The sequence below is a fragment of the Mycobacterium sp. genome (assembly GCF_036490025.1).
Taxonomy (GTDB): Bacteria; Actinomycetota; Actinomycetes; order Mycobacteriales; family Mycobacteriaceae; genus Mycobacterium.
Map to the genome: position 1 here is coordinate 23,626 of NZ_DASXEP010000054.1, position 17,013 is coordinate 40,638.

General features: G+C 67.8%; 15 protein-coding genes and 1 riboswitch. Of the genes, 8 read left to right on the plus strand and 7 right to left on the minus strand.

Annotated elements, in window-relative coordinates; genetic code table 11:
- Positions 1–110: 110 nt before the first annotated feature.
- From VGG53_RS06165 to rfbD, 3 genes are read right to left on the minus strand one after another with little or no spacing between them, the layout of a single operon-like run.
- Positions 111–1,181: an NDP-sugar synthase gene (locus VGG53_RS06165; protein WP_331517118.1), complete on the minus strand. Its 1,071-nt coding sequence runs from the start codon at positions 1,179–1,181 to the stop codon at positions 111–113.
- Positions 1,178–2,035: a glycosyltransferase family 2 protein gene (locus VGG53_RS06170; protein WP_331517161.1), complete on the minus strand. Its 858-nt coding sequence runs from the start codon at positions 2,033–2,035 to the stop codon at positions 1,178–1,180. The genes VGG53_RS06165 and VGG53_RS06170 overlap by 4 nt, the downstream gene beginning before the upstream one ends.
- Before the next feature lie 34 nt (positions 2,036–2,069).
- A complete protein-coding gene (rfbD, locus tag VGG53_RS06175) occupies positions 2,070–2,945 on the minus strand; it encodes a dTDP-4-dehydrorhamnose reductase (protein WP_331517119.1) in 876 nt (291 codons plus the stop codon).
- 69 nt (positions 2,946–3,014) lie between these two features.
- Between rfbD and VGG53_RS06180 the strand changes: the two genes are divergently transcribed.
- From VGG53_RS06180 to VGG53_RS06205, 6 genes are all read left to right on the plus strand, one after another.
- Positions 3,015–4,481, plus strand: coding sequence for an LCP family protein (locus VGG53_RS06180; protein ID WP_331517120.1), 1,467 nt, complete (start codon positions 3,015–3,017; stop codon positions 4,479–4,481).
- A 12-nt stretch (positions 4,482–4,493) separates the two neighbouring features.
- Positions 4,494–5,201: a TIGR03089 family protein gene (locus VGG53_RS06185; protein ID WP_331517121.1), complete on the plus strand. Its 708-nt coding sequence runs from the start codon at positions 4,494–4,496 to the stop codon at positions 5,199–5,201.
- 101 nt (positions 5,202–5,302) lie between these two features.
- Positions 5,303–5,587: a DUF1490 family protein gene (locus VGG53_RS06190; protein WP_331517122.1), complete on the plus strand. Its 285-nt coding sequence runs from the start codon at positions 5,303–5,305 to the stop codon at positions 5,585–5,587.
- 122 nt (positions 5,588–5,709) lie between these two features.
- The gene (gene ctpC, locus VGG53_RS06195) at positions 5,710–7,845 is read left to right on the plus strand and encodes a manganese-exporting P-type ATPase CtpC (RefSeq protein ID WP_331517123.1); all 2,136 of its coding nucleotides are present in this window, start codon (positions 5,710–5,712) and stop codon (positions 7,843–7,845) included.
- Between the two features lie 50 nt (positions 7,846–7,895).
- Positions 7,896–8,075, plus strand: a riboswitch (cobalamin riboswitch).
- Positions 8,076–8,110: 35 nt separating this feature from the next.
- Complete coding sequence (locus VGG53_RS06200) at positions 8,111–8,971, plus strand: (2Fe-2S)-binding protein (protein ID WP_331517124.1); 861 nt, start codon at positions 8,111–8,113, stop codon at positions 8,969–8,971.
- Between the two features lie 30 nt (positions 8,972–9,001).
- Positions 9,002–10,678 (plus strand): PPE family protein, encoded by a 1,677-nt coding sequence (locus VGG53_RS06205; protein WP_331517125.1) that lies wholly within the window; start codon positions 9,002–9,004, stop codon positions 10,676–10,678.
- A 15-nt stretch (positions 10,679–10,693) separates the two neighbouring features.
- Here VGG53_RS06205 and VGG53_RS06210 read toward each other — a convergent pair whose 3' ends face one another.
- Entirely contained in the window at positions 10,694–11,260 is a 567-nt protein-coding gene (locus VGG53_RS06210) for a cation transporter (RefSeq protein WP_331517162.1), read from the minus strand.
- 304 nt (positions 11,261–11,564) lie between these two features.
- Between VGG53_RS06210 and VGG53_RS06215 the strand changes: the two genes are divergently transcribed.
- Positions 11,565–12,470, plus strand: coding sequence for a class I SAM-dependent methyltransferase (locus VGG53_RS06215; protein WP_331517126.1), 906 nt, complete (start codon positions 11,565–11,567; stop codon positions 12,468–12,470).
- On the opposite strand, the gene VGG53_RS06220 is transcribed toward VGG53_RS06215, so the two are convergent.
- Both VGG53_RS06220 and VGG53_RS06225 read right to left on the minus strand, forming a co-directional pair.
- On the minus strand, positions 12,467–12,964 hold the full coding sequence (locus VGG53_RS06220; RefSeq protein ID WP_331517163.1) for an N-acetyltransferase family protein: 498 nt from the start codon (positions 12,962–12,964) through the stop codon (positions 12,467–12,469). The genes VGG53_RS06215 and VGG53_RS06220 overlap by 4 nt on opposite strands.
- A gap of 13 nt (positions 12,965–12,977) precedes the next feature.
- On the minus strand, positions 12,978–13,376 hold the full coding sequence (locus tag VGG53_RS06225; protein WP_331517127.1) for a hypothetical protein: 399 nt from the start codon (positions 13,374–13,376) through the stop codon (positions 12,978–12,980).
- A 73-nt stretch (positions 13,377–13,449) separates the two neighbouring features.
- Between VGG53_RS06225 and VGG53_RS06230 the strand changes: the two genes are divergently transcribed.
- Positions 13,450–14,229: a DUF2127 domain-containing protein gene (locus VGG53_RS06230; protein WP_331517129.1), complete on the plus strand. Its 780-nt coding sequence runs from the start codon at positions 13,450–13,452 to the stop codon at positions 14,227–14,229.
- A 1-nt stretch (position 14,230) separates the two neighbouring features.
- Here VGG53_RS06230 and VGG53_RS06235 read toward each other — a convergent pair whose 3' ends face one another.
- Positions 14,231–16,861: an ATP-binding protein gene (locus tag VGG53_RS06235; protein WP_331517130.1), complete on the minus strand. Its 2,631-nt coding sequence runs from the start codon at positions 16,859–16,861 to the stop codon at positions 14,231–14,233.
- Positions 16,862–17,013: the final 152 nt, after the last annotated feature.

Genomic DNA, 17,013 nt, shown 5'->3' on the forward strand with positions numbered 1-17,013 from the left:
CCCGACTCCGGCGGTTACCGGTGTGACAGAAGGTGTTCAACCTCGTCGAGTGGCTATTTATGGTACGCCCCAACGTATTTCGCGTGACGTAACTGGCCACTCGGCGAGGCCTACACGTCAGACGAGTAGCGGATCCCGCCGTCCGGAAGCACCACTCCGGGCCACACCCGCGCGCCGCGCAGCAATTCGCAACGGGCGCCGATGTCGGCGCCGTCGCCGATCACGCCGTCGCGGACCAACGCCCGCGGGCCGATGCGCGCACCGAACCCGATGATCGACCGTTCGACGACACTGCCGGCCTCGATCCGCACCCCGTCGAAGATGACCGCGCCGTCCAACCGGGCGCCGGGGCCGATCTCGGCGCCACGTCCGACGACGGTCCCGCCGATGAGCAGCGCGCCGGGCGACACCGCCGCGCCGTCGTGCACCAACTGCTCACCGCGATGCCCGCCCAGCGCGGGCGACGGAGCGATGCCGCGCACCAGGTCCGCCGATCCCCGCACGAAATCCTCCGGCGTGCCCATGTCGCGCCAGTAACTGGTGTCGACGTAGCCGCACACCTTGACGCCGTCGGACAGCAGGGTTGGGAACACCTCCCGCTCGACGGACACCTCACGGCCGCGCGGAATGCGATCGATGGTCTCCCGGGAGAACACGTAGCAGCCGGCGTTGATCTGGTCGGTCGGCGGGTCTTCGGTCTTCTCCAAAAATGCTGTGACTAAGCCATTTTCGGTGGGGACGCAGCCGAAAGCCCGGGGGTCGCCGACCCGCACCAGGTGCAGGGTCAGGTCGGCCTGCTGCTCGTGGTGATAGTCCAGCAGTTGACCGAGGTCTGCTCCGGAGAGCACGTCGCCGTTGAACACCATCGCCGTGTCGTGGCGCAGATGGTCCGCGACGTTGGCGATGCCGCCGCCGGTGCCCAGCGGATTCTGCTCGGTCACATACTCGATCTGCAGACCGAGCTTGGATCCGTCACCGAACTCGGGCTCGAACACCGTCGCCTGGTAAGACGTGCCCAGAATCACGTGTTCGATCCCGGCCGCGGCGATCCGCGACAGCAGATGAGTCAGGAACGGCAGCCCCGCCGTGGGCAGCATCGGTTTGGGCGCCGACAGCGTCAGCGGCCGCAGCCGGGTGCCTTTGCCGCCGACCAGGACAACTGCGTCAACTTGCTTGCTCACTGCCGCCCTTCTGCAGAATTGCGCACCATCAGCCGCGATCGCACCGCCAAACCGGTCCGCAAGGCCAATCGCAGCGGAGCGCGCCACGGTCCAGGATGCCGGTCGGCGAGGTAGGTGTAGGTGCTTTTGTGATGCACCGCCAGATTGCGCGCCGACTCCCGTGCGGTCGCGTGGCCCTTGTGGTGCAGCACTTCCGCCGAGGGCACATAGACGTTGAGCCAGCCCGCCTTGCCCAGCCGGTCGCCGAGGTCGACGTCCTCCATATACATGAAGTAGCGCTCGTCGAACCCGCCGATCTGTTCGAAGGCCGCGCGACGCACCAGCAAGCACGACCCCGACAGCCAGCCCACCGCTCGCTCGCTGGGTTCCAGTCGCTCCTGGCGGTAGGCCGCCGACCACGGATTGTTCTTCCACAGCGGTCCGACGACCGCGTGCATGCCGCCGCGGATCAGGCTGGGCAGATGACGCGCCGACGGATACAGCGACCCGTCGGGGTCGTGGATCAACGGCCCTAGGGTCGCCGCCCGGGGCCAGCGCGCCGCGGCGTCGAGCAGCGCGTCGATGCTGCCCGGGCCCCACTGCACGTCCGGGTTGGCCACCATAACCCACTCGTCACCGTCAGCCTCTTCTTCAGCGAGCTGCGCCATCGCGCGATTCACCGCGCTGCCGTAGCCGAGGTTGGACCCGGTGGAGAACAGTCGCACGCCCGGGTAGCGCTCGACCGCGGCCTGCGGCGCCCCGTCGGTGGAGCCATTGTCGGCCATCAGGACGCTGACCCGCCGGTCGGTCGCATGCGACAGCGATGCCAGGAACCGGTCCAGATGCGGACCCGGTGAATAGGTCACCGTGACCACCGGCAGCACGTCACTCACGCGTCGAGGGTAGCGGTCAGGCGTCCGGCGATGCGGACAGCGCCGCCTCCAGCGCTTCTCGCCACGGTCGCAGCGGCGACAGGCCGGCGTCCTGGGACTGGCGGGCGGACAGCGCCGAATAGGTCGGCCGCGGCGCCGGCCGCGGGTTGTGGCTGCTGCTCACCGGCCGCACCCGCTGCGGGTCGGCGCCGACGCATTCGAACACCGCGCGCGCCTGCCCGCATCGGGTCACCTCGCCTTCGTTGGCGGCGTGCACGATTCCCGTCGGCGCATGCACCCGTCCGTCGACCACCTCGAGCAGCGCGCTGACCAGGTCGGCGACATAGGTCGGCGAGCCGGTCTGGTCATCGACCACCTCGATGGTGCGATCGCCGGCGGCCAGCTTGCGCATGGTGGCGACGAAATCGTTACCGTTGCCGCCTGTGTAGACCCACGCCGTGCGGACCACCACGGCCTGCGGCAACGCCGCCAGCACCGCGTGTTCGCCGGAGACCTTGGTCTGCCCGTACACGCTCAGCGGCCGGGTCTCGTCGCTCGGCTCATACGGCCGCGGCGGCGCGTCACCGAAGTCGCCGCCGAACACGTAGTCGGTGGAGAGGTGCACCATCCGCGCGCCGGCCCGCGCGCAAGCCTGTGCCAGGTATTCCGGGCCGACGGCGTTGATCGCGTGCGCCCTGGCCTGGTCGTGTTCTGCATCGTCGACGGCGGTGTAGGCCGCGCAGTTGATCACCACGTCGTCGGCCTGCACGATCTGCCCGGCAAGTTTCGGGTCGGTGATGTCCCACTGCGACGACGTCAGCGCCAGCACGTCGCGCTGCTGCCGAGTCGCTTCGGCGGCGAGAAAGCTGCCGACCTGCCCGCCCGCGCCGGCGATCACAATCCTGTGCTGCACGAGTTACGAGTCTGGCACGCCGGGACTCGGCTACCAGCGATACCGCTGTGACGCAAGTAGCCTGATGTGATGCCTGAGCAACGAGTGACTCGTGTGATCGCGACTCTCGCGGCCGTGGTGGTCGTCCTGGTGACGGGGGTGGGCTGGAGCAAGGTCCGCTCCTTCGAGGACGGGATCTACCACGTCTTCGCGCCGTCGCTGGGTCACGGTGGCGACGACGGGGCGCTTGACATCCTGCTGGTCGGCATGGACAGCCGCACCGATGCCCACGGCAACGCGCTGAGCCCGCAGGAACTGGCGTCACTGCGGGCCGGTGACGAGGTGGCCAGCAACACGGACACGATCATCCTGGTGCGCATCCCCGACAACGGGAAGTCGGCCACCGCGATCTCGATTCCGCGCGACACCTACGTGTCTGCGCCCGGTCTGGGCAAGACCAAGATCAACGGCGTCTACGGCCAGACCAAAGAGGAGAAGCGGGTCAGCCTGGTCGAATCGGGCGTCGCGCCCGATCAGGCCGAGCGAGAGGGCACCGAGGCCGGTCGCGAGGCGCTGATCAAGACGGTTGCCGACCTCACCGGCGTCACCGTCGACCACTACGCCGAGATCGGACTGCTGGGCTTCTCGCTGATCACCGACGCCCTCGGCGGCGTCAATGTATGCCTCAAAGAGCCTGTCTTCGAACCACTTTCGGGCGCCGACTTCCCGGCCGGCTGGCAGAAGCTCAACGGTCCGCAAGCGCTGAGCTTCGTCCGCCAGCGCCATGAGCTGCCCCGCGGCGACTTGGACCGAGTGGTACGCCAGCAGGTGGTGATGGCCTCGCTGGCCCACCAGGTGATCTCCGGCAAGACGCTGTCCAGCCCGGCAACGATGAACCGGCTGCAACAAGCCATCCAGCGCTCGGTGGTGCTGTCATCGGGCTGGGACGTCATGGATTTCGTGAATCAGCTGCAGAAGTTGGCCGCGGGAAAGATCGCCTTTGCCACCATCCCGGTGCTCGACGAGTCCGGCTGGAGCGACGACGGTATGCACAGCGTGGTGCGGGTCGATCCCCATCAGGTGCAGGACTGGGTCGGCGGCCTGCTGCAGGATCAGGCCAAGGGCAAGACCGAGGAGCTGGCCTACTCGCCGGGCAAGACCACTACCAGCGTCCTCAACGACACCGACATCAACGGTCTTGCCGCATCGGTGTCAGAAGTGTTGAGCGCCAAGGGATTCAGCACAGGCCAGGTCGGCAACAACGATGCCGCGCACGTGCCCAATAGCCAGGTGCAAGCCGCCAAGCCCGATGACGTGGGCGCTCAAGCCGTCGCCAAAGAACTCGGTGGGCTGCCGGTCATCGCCAACAAATCGGTACCGCAGGGGTCGGTTCGGGTGGTGCTGGGCAACGACTACACCGGCCCGGGCTCGGGCCTCGGCGACGGCGGCCGCCCCATGCTGGCAGCTTCGTCGAATTCCGGCTCGCAGAAGTCCGACGCTCCGCCGCCCTCGCCGATCCTGACCGCCGGCGCCGACCACCCCGAGTGCGTCAACTGATCTACTGACCGGGTGAACCTCAGCGCGGCGATTCTGGATCCGATACTGCGCGACGACCCGGTCGGCCCGCGCATCACCTACTACGACGACGCCACCGGCGAACGTATCGAGCTGTCCGCGGTCACGCTGGCCAACTGGGCGGCCAAGACCGGCAACCTGTTGCGCGACGAGTTGGGCGGCGGGCCGGCCAGCCGGGTAGCGGTGTTGCTGCCGGCCCACTGGCAGACCGCCGCGGTGTTGTTCGGGGCGTGGTGGATCGGCGCGGACGTGGTACTGGACGGCTCGCAGGCCGACATTGCCCTGTGCACCGCCGAGCGGCTCGACGAGGCCGACACCACCGGCGCCGGCGAGGTGGCCGTGCTGTCGCTGGACGCGTTCGGCCGGCCGGCAGCCGATCTGCCGATCGGCGTCACCGACTACGCGACCGCGGTCCGGGTTCATGGCGACCAGATCGTCGCCGAGCAACATCCCGGCCCGGCGCTGGGCGGGCGATCGGTCGACCAGGTGCTGGACGCCTGCCACAAGGCCGTGGCGGCAAAGGCTTTGACGGCCGGCGACCGAGCGGTGTCGACAGCACCATGGAATACGGCCGACGACGTGGTCGACGGCCTGCTGAGCGTGCTGTCGGCGGGCGGGTCGCTGGTATACGTCGCCAACCCCGACCCGGCTGCGCTGCCGCGCCGGATGCAGACCGAGAAGGTCACCCGCACGCTGGACTGAGCACGGATGACAATCCATGTTGATATCGCAATATATGGATGTTAACGTCGTCGGAGGCCGTTAGTTCGGGCCCCTACTGCAGGACGGGAGGACGTTTCGCGATGGTGGTGCAAGGCCTACTCGGAAAGGCGGCCGGGACGGTGGTAACCGGCCTGGTCGGTGTCAGCGCTTACGAAGTCCTCCGCAAAGCCCTGGCCAAGGCCCCACTTCACGACGCCGCGGTGACCGCGACCGAGTGGAGCCTGCGCGGCACGCGGCGGGCCGAGGAAGCAGCGGAGTCAGCCCGGTTGAAAGTAGCCGATGTCGTCGCCGAAGCTCGCGAGCGCATCGGTGAGGAGGCACAGCCTCCGTCCATCGGCGATCACGACCACGATCACGACCACTGATCCTGGCTGTGACTGATCGTCCGCCTCCTCCTCATCGCGCTGCGCGCTCTGCATCGTCGGCGGACGTGACTGATCGTCCGCCTCCTCCTCATCGCGCTGCGCGCTCTGCATCGTCGGGGGACATGACCGACTTACTGGTCGTGTCCGACGCCGCCGGGCGGATGCGGGTGAAAGTGCCCTGGGTGCACGCGAATTCGCGGCGCGCGGTAGCGGTGGAAGACGCGGTGGAGCGGCAGCACGGGGTGCGGGCCGTGCACGCCTATCCGCACACCGGCTCCGTCGTCGTCTGGTACTCCCCCAAGCGCTGCGATCGCGACGAAGTGCTGGCAGCGATCATGTCGGCCGAAAACGTTGCCGCCGAGCTCATTCCGGCCCGCACGCCGAGGTCCTCCGATATCCGCAACACCGAAGTGCTGCGGATGGTGATCGGCGGCGCGGCGCTGGCCCTGCTCGGTGTTCGCCGCTACGTCTTCAACCGGCCACCGCTGTTGGGCCCGTCCGGCCAGCTGGTCGCGACCGGCGCGACGCTGTTCATGGGTTACCCGTTCCTGCGCGGCGCGCTGCGCTCGCTGCGATCCGGGCGCGCGGGCACCGACGCGCTGGTGACCGCCGCGACCGTCGCCAGCCTGGTGCTGCGCGAGAATGTCGTTGCGCTCACCGTGCTGTGGCTGCTCAATATCGGTGAATACCTTCAGGATCTGACGCTGCGGCGGACCCGGCGGGCCATCTCGGATTTGCTGCGCGGCACCGCCGACACGGCGTGGATCCGCCTCGAAGACGGAAACGAAGTCCAGGTGCCGATCGACACCGTGCAGATCGGCGACGACGTGGTGGTCCATGACCACGTGGCGATATCGGTCGACGGTGACGTGGTCGACGGCGAAGCCGTCGTCGACCAGTCCGCGATCACCGGCGAAACCCTGCCGGTCAGCATCGTTGCCGGGTCGACCGTACACGCCGGTTCGGTGGTGCTGCGCGGGCGTCTGGTGGTTCGCGCACGTGCGGTCGGCAACCAGACCACCATCGGGCGCATCATCTCCCGCGTCGAAGAGGCGCAACACGACCGGGCGCCCATCCAGACGGTCGGCGAGAACTTCTCCCGTCGCTTCGTGCCGATTTCGTTCATCGTCTCGGCGATCACGCTGGCCGTCACCGGCGATGTCCGGCGCGCGATGACCATGTTGCTGATCGCGTGCCCGTGCGCGGTGGGCCTGGCGACGCCGACGGCGATCAGCGCGGCGATCGGCAACGGCGCGCGGCGCGGCATTCTCATCAAGGGCGGCTCGCACCTTGAGCAGGCCGGCCGCGTCGACGCGATCGTCTTCGACAAGACCGGGACACTCACGGTCGGGCGCCCGGTGGTTACTAACATCATTGCGTTACACCAGGATTGGCAGCCCGAACAGGTGCTCGCCTATGCGGCGAGCTCAGAGCTGCACTCTCGCCACCCGCTGGCCGAGGCCGTGATCCGCTCCACCGAGGAACGCCGCATCATCATTCCGCCGCACGAGGAATGCGAGGTGCTGGTCGGGCTGGGCATGCGCACCTGGGCCGACGGTCGCACGCTGCTGCTGGGCAGTCCGTCGCTACTGCGGTCGGAGAACGTCCAGGTGTCCCAGGAAGCCGCCGACTGGGTCGACAAACTACGCCGCCAGGCGGAGACCCCGCTGCTGCTCGCCGTGGACGACACGCTGGTCGGGCTGATCAGCCTGCGCGACGAAATCCGTTCCGAAGCGCCTGATGTGCTGAAGAAACTGCGCACCAACGGAATCCGCCGGATCGTGATGCTCACCGGCGATCACCCCGACATCGCGGAAGTCGTTGCGGGCGATCTCGGCATCGACGAGTGGCGCGCCGAGGTGATGCCCGAGGAGAAGCTCGAGGTGGTTCGCCGGCTCCAGGACGAGGGTTACATCGTCGGGATGGTCGGCGACGGCATCAACGACGCCCCGGCGCTGGCCGCCGCCAACATCGGCATAGCGATGGGCCTGGCCGGCACCGACGTCGCGGTCGAGACGGCCGATGTCGCGCTGGCCAACGACGACCTGCGGCGCCTGCTCGACGTCGGCGATCTGGGCGGCCGCGCGGTTGATGTCATCCAGCAGAACTACGGCATGTCGATCGCCGTCAACGCCGCCGGATTGCTCATCGGCGCCGGCGGCGCACTGTCGCCGGTGCTCGCGGCGATCCTGCACAACGCCTCGTCGGTCGCCGTCGTGGCGAACAGCTCACGGCTGATCCGCTACCGATTGAAGTAGTGGCGATTGCAAGCGCGGCGAAGCCGGGCGCGGCAGATCGCCACGCAGTAACCCGAGACATGCGACAATGTCGCGCGTAAGGCGATGACGACGTAGGAAGCCGGTGCAAATCCGGCGCGGTCCCGCCACTGTCATCGGGGAGCGAACCTCACTAGCCACGGCTGCGAGCTGGAAGGCGAGGCGAGCAGCGATCCGAGAGCCAGGACACTCGCGTCGTCGCATCCTGCGAACCGGGACGGTGCATCCCGAGAGAGCCGACGAGTCGATGTCACGCCGTTTCTGGGTGGCGCTCACGGACCGGATCACCGTGCGCGCCGCCGGTTTTGGGGCGTCAGCCACGCTGGGCACGTTGCCTGAGCCGATCCGTGGGATTGCGCCCGGCACCGCCCGGTGCGCAACGGAGGACGACGCCGCAACCGCGCTGGCCGAACTCGGTGACATCAATGCCTATTTCGCAATCGGCACCGGCCCGGTCGACGACGGCTGGCGCCCGGTGCAGCAGCTCTACACCGACGCCGAAGTGCTCGGCGGCATCGTCGACCGCGTACAGGCCCGGCTCTGCGCCCCCGAGCCGCGGGTCGCCGCGTCGATCTTCTTCCTCGGCTTCGCCGCGCGGTTGTGGTCGATCGGAGTGGGGGCCGTCGCCGGGCACGGTCTGCTGCCCGCACTAGGCGCCGACGAGTTGTTGTTCCGCGAGTTCGGCGGCCGAATCGCGTTGCATATCGCGCGCCCGGTCGCATGGCAGGGCGACGATTTGGAACTGACGCTTGCCGACAACGTCCTCGATGCGCACCTGGCGCCGCTGTCCACTGCGCTGCACCGGCTGACCAACGTCACGCCAGAGTTGTTGCGCGGCAACGCCGCATCAGCTTTGTTGGGCGCCGCGCGGGAATATGACCGCCATCGAGCGGCGGGCTCGCACGGCCCGGGCTGGCAACTCGCCCGCATCATATGCACAGACGAAAGAATCGACGGCGCAATCAATTTCAGCGACGATGACTATCGCCGTTCGAGTTGCTGCCTGTATTACCGAACGCCCATCGGCGGGCTGTGCGGCGATTGTGTTTTCACCCGAATACCCGACTCGTCGGCAGGAAGGACGCATCATGATCGCCGAAATGTCTGAGAGGGCCGAAATGTCTGAGAGGGAAGGCCAATGACCGCCCCAATCTGGATGGCCGCGCCCCCGGAGGTGCATTCTGCGCTGCTGAGCAGCGGCCCCGGCCCGGGCTCACTGCTGGCGGCCGCGCAGGCGTGGAATTCGTTGAGCGTCACCTACACCGAGACCGCCGACGAATTGACCGCGGTCCTGGAAGGCGTACAAGCAACGTGGGACGGTCCGAGCTCCGAAGCCTACCTGGCCGCACACGTGCCGTATCTGGCGTGGCTGACCCAGGCCAGCGCCGACAGCGCCGCGACGGCCGCTCAGCAGGAGGTGGCTGCCACGGCCTACACCACCGCGCTGGCCGCCATGCCGACGCTGGGCGAGCTGGCCGCCAACCACGTCACCCACGGTGTGCTGCTGGCGACGAATTTCCTTGGCATCAATACCATTCCGATCGCGGTCAACGAAGCCGACTACGCGCGGATGTGGGTGCAGGCCGCCACCGTGATGGGCAGCTATCAAACCATCGCCGGCGCAGCGGTCGCGGCGTCGCCGCAGACGACGCCGGCGCCGCAGGTCGTGAAGGCGAATTCCGCGGCGTCGACCGCGGACTCGACGCCGTCGTTGCCGCCTGACACGGAGCAACAATGGATGGATTGGCTACAGCAGATCGGCTACACCGACTTCTACAACAACGTGTTGCAGCCGTGGATCGACGCGCTCAATAACAATCCCTACCTGATTTCGCTGCTGTCCGGGATCGATCCCTACCTGACCGCGGTCGGCAATCCGCTTGCCTTCCTCAACCCGTTCAACATCGCGTTCGCCCTCGGCTACCCGATGGACATCGGGTCCTACGTCGCCTATCTGTCCGAAACCTTCGCTTTCATCGGCGCAGACATGACCGCTGCGCTCGCTTCGGGTAACCCGGTTGCCGTCGGAGTGACCTTTGTGCTCGGCACCGTCGAAGCCATCGGCACGGTCATCACCGACACCATCGCGTTGCTGAAAACCTTGCTCGAATCGGTCGTCGCACTGCTCCCGGCGGTACTACCGCTGCTGACGGTCCCGTTGGCACCGTTGGCACTGGCTCCGCTGGGCGGCTTCGCGGGCCTGGCGGGCCTGGCCGGCCTGGCCGCCATCCCGCCGCTGCCCGTCCCACCGCTGCCGCCGGCCTTCGCATTAGCGGTACCGCCGGGCCCGACGCCCGTGCCGGCGCCGGCGCCGGCCCCGGCCCCCGCCCCGGCTCAGGTGGTGGCCTCGACACCGGCCGCCCCACCGCCGTCACCCCCACCGACGCCGGCCGGGCCACCGCTGGCCACCATGCAGGGTTACCTCTACATGATCGGCGTCCTGTCCGCGACGGCGCGCAGAGCGGCGAGCCAGGCCGCCCGGGCCAAGGAAGCGCAGCCGGCCGACACCATCGAGAACGCAGCCGCCGCGCCGGGCCCGAAAAAGGCGCCGAGCGGGCGGCGGCGCCGGGGCGCGACCGTCGAACGACTGGGGCGCGGTCACGAGTACATGGACCTGGAAGCGGAGCCGACTGTGACGCCCTCGACGCACGGCGCCGGACCGCTCGGATTCTCCGGCACCGCAACGAAAGTCAGCGCCGGCGCAGCGACCGGACTGGCCGCGCTGGCCGAAGATGATTTCGGGAGCTCACCCCGGATGCCGATGATGCCGAGCACCTGGGGTAACGACTCCCCGGACGCATCAGACGACGACTGACGATTGCGGCGGACTTCAGCAGCCGCAGTCCTCGCCGCGCCACGACTTGACGCCCTGCCAGATCGCCACGCCGGCGATGCCCATGCCGATCAGCGGATCGAACCACCAAACGCTCGGCCAGACAGCGACGACGGCCAGACCGACCAGCACCGCCGCGGCCTGCGCGCCGCACAGATAATTCTGGGTGCCTTCGCCGGCGGTGGCCGCGGAGCCCAGCCGATCGGCGAGCGTGTGCTTGGCCTTGCCCAGGATCGGCATCACCATCAGCGACGCCGCGGTCAACGCGATACCGATCACCGACAGCCCGGCGTGATGCTCGCCAAGCAGGTGGTGGACCGATTCTGCGGCAATGTACGGGGCGGTCAGCCAGAACGACCACGCAACGCCGACCTGCGCCCGACGTTCAGCGGTTTTCGACGTAGTGCGCGTGCCGGAGAACCGCCAGGCGACCATCGCGCTGGCCAGCGCCTCCGGCAAGCTGCCCAGCGCCCACCCGGTCAACGCGATGGAGCCGACCGCGAGGCCCTGCCATAGCCCGACCACCCCCTCGGTGAGCATGGCGGCCATGCTGACCCAGGCCAATCGCCACGCCCACTGCGCGCCGCGCTGCCAGTGCGGATCATCCGCGACGGGGTGTCCGTGCCCGGCTTCGGCGCAGCAGTCGTCGGCGACGAACCCGGCCGGATCGCCGATCGAACGGGATTCGGTCACCAGGCGATGGTAGGTCAATGCGCGACGCAGCCGTGACAACCCACCCCCTGAAGCGGGCAGCGACGACGGTGGTTTCCCACCGCCGCTCGGGCGATGACGGACCAATCACTTTTGGCCGCAACGCGAACCAACACCACAAGGAAACTCCCAGCATCGGCTCGCTACCCTGGCCATCATGGCGCGCACTGAGAACGACAGCTGGGATCTGGCAACGAGCGTGGGAGCGACCGCCACCATGGTGGCGGCGGGCAGGGGCCGCGCCACCCGGGCCGGGCTCATCGACGATCCCTTCGCTGAACCGCTGGTGCGCGCGGTCGGAGTCGACTTTTTCACCCGCTGGGTCACCGGTGAGCTCGACGCCGACGACGTCGACATCCCCGGCCACCCGTGGGGCATGCAGCCGATGACCGACCTGATGGCGGTCCGCACCCGACTCATCGACCAATTCATCGCCGACGCGACGGCATCCGGGGTCCGGCAGGCGGTGATCCTGGCCTCCGGCCTCGATGCACGTGGCTACCGGCTGTCGTGGCCCACCGAAACCGTGGTATTCGAGATCGACCAGCCGCAGGTGACCGATTTCAAAACCGCCGCGCTGGCCGCAGCGGGGGCCGAGCCGGCCGTCGACCTGCGCGCGGTGCCGGTCGATCTGCGCGACGACTGGCCCGCGGCCTTGCGGCGGGCAGGCTTCGACGCGCAACGGCCGACCGTGTGGGTCGCCGAAGGCCTGCTCGCGTTCCTGCCCCCGGAAACGCAGGATCGCTTGCTGGACAACATCACCGAGCTCAGCGCTGCTGGTAGTCGGCTGGTCGCGGAGATCTTCCTGAGCGCGTCGGAGTCACTGGAGGTCATGCACACCGCGGCGCAGAAGTGGTACGAGCAAGGCCTCGATGCCCACATCGATGACCTGTGGTATGGCGGCGAACGTCACGACGTCGCAACCTATCTGAGCGAGCGCGGCTGGCAGACAACCCGGGAACGATCCGGACAGTTGCTGGCCGACGCCGGGTTGCCGGTGCCGGAGCGCAACGACGGCGAGACCGAAAATTATTACTGCACAGCACAATTCGGCGAACGCTAGTCGCCACCCAGCATTCGCTGCCAGAAACCGACGTCGTGCCAGGCGCCGTGTTTGTAGCCGGCTTCGAGAAGGTGACCTACCCGCTCGAATCCGTGCCGCACATGCAGCCGGACGCTGGGGTCATTGGGCAAGGCGATGACCGCCAGGGCGCTGTGGAAACCCTGGCTGCGCAATCGGCTGAGTAACTCGGTGTACAGCGCATCACCGACCCCGCGACGTTGCGCCGAGGCATCGACGTAGACGGTGGATTCGACGGTCCACTGGTAGGCGGCCCGCTCGTTCCAGGGCCCCGCGTAAGCCACGCCAACAACATCGGCGCCGTCGCTCGCCACCAGCCAGGGAAATCGTTGATGCCGGCGCGCCCACTCGGCCCGCACATCGTCGACGCTCTGCGGCTCGGTCCGAAAATTGAAGACCGTCTTCTCGATGTAGTAGTTGACGATCTCGCAGACATGCTCGAGGTCATCGTCGGTGGCCGGCCTGATCCGCAGCACCGTCAACGCGGGCTCACGTCGCTTTCGCGCGGTATCCGTCGATGTCTTTTTCCTCCAGCGATCGTGCGAGCAGTTCGCCCTTCGCCGTCAGCGACAGCCACACCACATACATCCATTTCTCGGGATCGCCATAGTGTTTGACGTAGACGTGCGAGATCTTGTGCAGCGAATGCTCGACCGAGTGATGCCAGGGCACAAAGCGACGCGCCTTACCGCCGGGCGCGCCGAGCCTGAACAGTCCGTCGCTCACCCAGTCACGAATGGCATCCAATGTCTCGTTCTGCACCTCTAGCGGCGAGGCTGACGGATTGTGGTGTTTGACACGCCAATCCACGGCGTTCAGATCGATCGGCCCACCGAGGGCTTCGAGCAGTAGCGCGTGGCGCGCGGCCTCCCGGGCGGTGCTCGTCATCATGGTCACCGTACAGTTCGAGCGCGTCAGCCGATAGCCTTGGCGGTCGGGCACATCGCTGTAGCGTGCAGGGATGGTGGATTTTGCGCTGCGCTCGTGTGGATTGCGTGGACACGCGACTTTCGCTCCCGATGAGCCGAAGCTTCGCGAGCGACTGAAGGTCGACACGGCCGCCGGGGAAGCCTGGCGTTGCCTGCGTTGCGAGACTTTCGTCGTCGGCCCCCCGCGACGCAGCGGCCCGGCGAACACCGCGCCGGAAATCCCACGCGGACGGTTCCTGCGGGATCGGACGTTGATGCGCGCGCTGGCCGTCGAGCGCGCGATTCGTAGCGTCATTTTTCTGTTGGTGGCCGCTGGGGTGTTCAAGGTCAGCGGATCGCGCGAGCGGTTGCAGCACGCCCTGGACCGAGACATCCCGTTGCTCAAGCCATTGGCGAATCAAGTTGGATGGGATCCGGAGAACTCCAAGCTCGTTCGCCACATCGCCGACGCCTTCGCGTTGTCGTCGTCGACGCTGCAATGGATCGCGCTGGGCCTGGCCGGCTATGCGCTGATCGAGCTCGTCGAGGCGGTCGGGTTGTGGCTGGTGCAACGGTGGGGCGAATATTTCGCGGTGATCGCCACCAGCGTGTTCCTCCCGCTGGAAATTTACGAGCTGACCGAAAAGATCACGGCGCTAAGGGTTGTCGCTCTGATCGTCAATATCGCGGCGGTGATATGGCTGCTGTGGAGTAAACGGCTCTTCGGGCTGAACGGCGGCGGCAAGGCCTATCGGGAAGAACACCAGGCCGAAAGTCTGCTCAGCGTCGAATGGGCCGGTTTGAGCCACACCGCTTCCCAGACAACGGCGTGACTCACGGGTTTACGGGTACTGCGGCCTGGTGCTGTAGCGCGTAGGCCACCGCATGGGTGCGGTTCTGTACGCCCAGCTTGGCCAAGATCGCCTCGACGTGGTGGCCGACCGTTTTGGGGCTGATATTCAGCTCGGCGGCGATCTCGGGATTGCTGAGCCCGGCGACGAGCAGGTCGAACACCTGGCGCTGACGCCCCGTCAACGCATGCGGATCGGACACTTTGTCCGCGTGCCGAGTGCGCGGGGTCCGCTCGCGCAGGGCGGCCAGCCGCTGCTGAGCGCGGCGGGCCGCGGCCTTGGCACCGAGTCGACGGAATGTGGCCAGCGCCGCTTTCACCGCGGAGATGTCGCCGCCGAGTTGGGCCAGCGCCGCCTCGTAGCTACAGCCGCGCGCCGTCCACGCTTCGGCAGCGCATTGCCACTGCCCGCCGATTTCCGAGTCGAAGGGGGTGAGCGCCTCACCATCGCCGGCCTCAATCGTGCCGCCCGCCAAGTGAACCCAGCGGCGCAGTTGGCCCAGCTGCCACGGATCCGCGTTGTCGCGGGAGCATGCCAGCCCGGCCTGCGCTTCGGCAACGGCGGTCTCGTCATCGCCGGCCAACCAGGCCACCTCCGCGCGCGCCGCCCACACCGCGCCCAGATGGACCAGGTCGCCGGGTTGGGCGCCGCCCTGCGCGCCTGCTGCCAACGCGGCAGTGGATGGCTGGCCACGCCGCGCACCAAGCAGGGTAAGCGTCACCAGCGGCAGGAGCCGGTGCTGTGCGCTGAGCTCGGGCCGGGTGATGATCGCTTCGGCCGCGGCGGCCGCGCGATCCCAGTCCCCGACGTGCAGCGCCGCCAGCGTGGACGCGGAGGTCAGCAGCGAGCTGAACATGGCGAGGTCGTGGTCAGCACAGAATTGCGACGCTTCGCTCAAATACCTCTCGGCGCGTTGTAACTCGCAGCGCAGCACCGCATACCAATAGATCAAGACGCCCAGAACACCGGCGTGTTCCTCCAACCCCCGGGTCGACAACGCCTCTCGCCACACTGCTTCCAGTTCGTCCCAGCCGGTGCCGGTGCTGAACACCGCGGCGAGCGCTGTGTAGCCGCGCGCCCGGATATCGACTGCAGGATCACGCAATTCGCGACCCAGGGCATGCGCCCGGGCCGCGTACTCGGCGCACGCCGGATCCAACGCGAGCGCGCTGATATGCGCCATGTTGATCAGCGACCAGGCCAGCTGCGGTGACGGGTCAAGGCTTTCCAGTAGCCGCAGCGACGCGTGTGCCGCATCGATGGCCTCGGCAGCACGTCCCAGCGGCTGCAGCAGGCGTGACAGCCAGCGCAGGCCGTCGCCCTCTGCGAGCTGATCACCGAGCTTGCGGCGCAACGTGATCGCCTCTCGCAAAGAGACGACCGCCGGTTCGGCCTGCCCACTCAGATAGCACGCGAACGCATGTCGCTCCAGCCAGACGGCCCGCTGTTCATCGGAGACCGTGTCGGCACGACGCAAAGCGAGCGCGTACAGGCTCGCGGCTTCCCGATTGGCGCCCAACGACGCGGCCCGTTCGGCCGCGGCGATGCCGTAGCGGACAGCTGCTTGGATCTCACCGGCCTCGTCAGCGTGAAAGGCCAGCGCCGCCAACGCATTCACGTCGACCGGCGGTTCGGCCAGTACGGACAGCGCGCGCCGGTGCAGATCGATGCGGTCGAAGTCGGGGATCTGCGCCAGGGTGGCCCGACGGGCAAGCTCATGACGAAACCCAACCAGGTTTCCCTCGGCGGTCAGCACTCCGGCGCCCAGGCACTCATGCAGCGCAGTGCGCGCTTCGGGACACATTCCGTCCAACAGTGCGACATCGGCGCGCTGACCGCACACCGCCACCGCATGCGCCGTTTCCCGCGCCTTGGCCGACAACCTGGCCAGTCGGCCATATACCGCCTCGGAGATGCTGCGCGGCAGGACTTTCCGAGTCATCGAGTCCGGCCCGGCAGCCAGCACCTCGGTGACGAAAAACGGGTTGCCGCCGGTGATGTGATGCAACTCGTCGGCGTTGAGTCCGCTGCCGGCGGCCAGTGTCGCCACCGACGATAAACTCAACGCCGCCAACTCGATTCGGTTCACTGCTGCATAGTTCGACACGTCTCCCAACGTCACCGCCAACGGATGGGCCGCGCCCAGTTCGTCGTCGCGGTACGAGATCACCAGCAGCAGCCGCAACGTCGCGATGCGCCGCGCCAAGAACCGCACCAGATCCAGCGTGGCGCCGTCGGCCCAGTGCGCGTCCTCGATCACCCACACCCATCGGTCACTGTCGCCCAACGCCGCCAACAATTGTCGATAGATCCGTGCGGTGTCCCCCGAGTCGACGGCCGCGGCCAGCCCGGCCCCGGCGGAGGCATCAAGCCCTGCCAACGCGTCGGTCAGCGGGCCCAGCGGACGCGGCGCGCCCAACGGGTCACACCAACCTCGTAGCACCCGCAGTCGTGGATCCAGCTGGCCGACAAAACGGGCCAGCACGGTGGTTTTACCGACACCGGCTTCCCCGCGCAGCAACACCACGTGCCCGGGGCCGCCGCGCGTCACGCGGCGTGCCAGCACACCGAGCTGCGCCAGCTGCGTATCGCGCTCCAGCAAGCCGTCCACCATGGCAGGGCCCCATTCTCGCGGTGTGCTTAGGACACCTGGTCGCGACGAATGGAGCGGTCGCCGATGCGGCTACGGCAAATGCATTTCCGGGTCATGATGCACAGTGACTGTAGTCTCACCAGCCCACGGGCACGCGCTAAACGCGCATTGGT

Bases quoted from the DNA above. Each gene is read 5' to 3' on its own strand.
- VGG53_RS06180 (WP_331517120.1), top strand. From the start codon at position 3,015: ATGCCTGAGCAACGAGTGACTCGTGTGATCGCGACTCTCGCGGCCGTG.
- VGG53_RS06190 (WP_331517122.1), top strand. From the start codon at position 5,303: ATGGTGGTGCAAGGCCTACTCGGAAAGGCGGCCGGGACGGTGGTAACC.
- ctpC (WP_331517123.1), top strand. From the start codon at position 5,710: ATGACCGACTTACTGGTCGTGTCCGACGCCGCCGGGCGGATGCGGGTG.
- VGG53_RS06200 (WP_331517124.1), top strand. From the start codon at position 8,111: ATGTCACGCCGTTTCTGGGTGGCGCTCACGGACCGGATCACCGTGCGC.
- VGG53_RS06205 (WP_331517125.1), top strand. From the start codon at position 9,002: ATGACCGCCCCAATCTGGATGGCCGCGCCCCCGGAGGTGCATTCTGCG.
- VGG53_RS06215 (WP_331517126.1), top strand. From the start codon at position 11,565: ATGGCGCGCACTGAGAACGACAGCTGGGATCTGGCAACGAGCGTGGGA.
- VGG53_RS06225 (WP_331517127.1), bottom strand. From the start codon at position 13,376: ATGACGAGCACCGCCCGGGAGGCCGCGCGCCACGCGCTACTGCTCGAA.
- VGG53_RS06230 (WP_331517129.1), top strand. From the start codon at position 13,450: ATGGTGGATTTTGCGCTGCGCTCGTGTGGATTGCGTGGACACGCGACT.
- VGG53_RS06235 (WP_331517130.1), bottom strand. From the start codon at position 16,861: ATGGTGGACGGCTTGCTGGAGCGCGATACGCAGCTGGCGCAGCTCGGT.